General features: G+C 36.4%; 2 protein-coding genes. One reads left to right on the top strand and one right to left on the bottom strand.

The genetic code is table 11. From position 1 onward, the window contains the following. Positions 1-215, top strand: a 215-nt coding sequence (locus MTBBW1_RS28880; protein ID WP_222424204.1) for a hypothetical protein, incomplete at its 5' end; no start/stop codon positions are given. A gap of 378 nt (positions 216-593) precedes the next feature. On the opposite strand, the gene MTBBW1_RS27220 is transcribed toward MTBBW1_RS28880, so the two are convergent. Beyond that, positions 594-860, bottom strand: a complete 267-nt coding sequence (locus MTBBW1_RS27220) for a hypothetical protein (RefSeq protein WP_080810145.1) — start codon at positions 858-860, stop codon at positions 594-596. Between the last annotated feature and the right edge of the window lie 78 nt (positions 861-938).

The following is a 938-nucleotide window of genomic DNA, read 5'->3' as shown; positions in this document are numbered from 1 at the left end:
ATAGACACAATCTTATATCCTTCAAATCCTTTCGGGAAGTCTTCAATATGGATGCACTTGAAGAGCTTTACGGGCACTTTACAAACTACAAAAAAATGAAAAACCTTAAAGATGAAAACAATATCAACCTCTATGCAGTAACAAACCATTTTCCTGAAACTCTGTTCAATAGATTTAAAGAGACTAAACTTTATATGAAACACAAACCCGGTTAAAAGTTACAGCTCCCCTATGATTTTGGTGCAATAGCACAAAACCTTTTATAAATTTGTTGATTTTGGATGTTATTTTTTAGGGGTACTCCTTTGATATTGAGTTGTTTTTTTGATACTATTTTTCTTTTGATACGGAATATAGTCAGCCTGGATTTAACCAGTTTTATATGCGTAGTTCCTTCAGTGAAGGACTGACAGTTAGTTGTGCATAAGGCTGACAAGTCATGTTATTATCGCGCTCTATCGCTTCATTTCTTCATCGACCTGGGTATCCGCGTCAATAGTCAAATATTTTTCTTAATATTCATGATTCAGGCAACGAGTTGGGTGCCGCAATTTCAGTTTTCAGTTGGTGTTAAGTATGCGTTCCAATTTTTTTTACGCTTCGCACGGAATGAGATCAAAGCCAAGCTGCTGAGCAGTTCTTTTGACTCTATTAATCGCCTTCTGCTTATTTTTTCCGTCCAAATAATCCTCGCCCAGATCCATGAATCTATCCCCATTTTTGATAATATTGAAAATGGCCTTCGAGATCCGATGGGCGATTGCAACAATTGCTTTTTTAGCCCCTCTCCTTGCTTTTAATTTGTAATATTTAGATCTGTAGTGTGAACCTTTTTTCGCAGTACCGCAAAACTCACTCATAACATGATTGCGTTTTATCTCAAAGCGTTATAAAACCCTTCATAAAAAACTTGATTTGAAGGAGTCGCTGATGAGAAC

This window comes from Desulfamplus magnetovallimortis (genome assembly GCF_900170035.1).
Classification (GTDB): domain Bacteria; phylum Desulfobacterota; class Desulfobacteria; order Desulfobacterales; family Desulfobacteraceae; genus Desulfamplus; species Desulfamplus magnetovallimortis.
This window is presented reverse-complemented; position numbering and strand designations above follow the sequence as displayed.

What these genes read in the sequence shown, in the direction of transcription:
- MTBBW1_RS27220 (WP_080810145.1), bottom strand. Translation starts at nt 860, where the DNA reads ATGAGTGAGTTTTGCGGTACTGCGAAAAAAGGTTCACACTACAGATCT.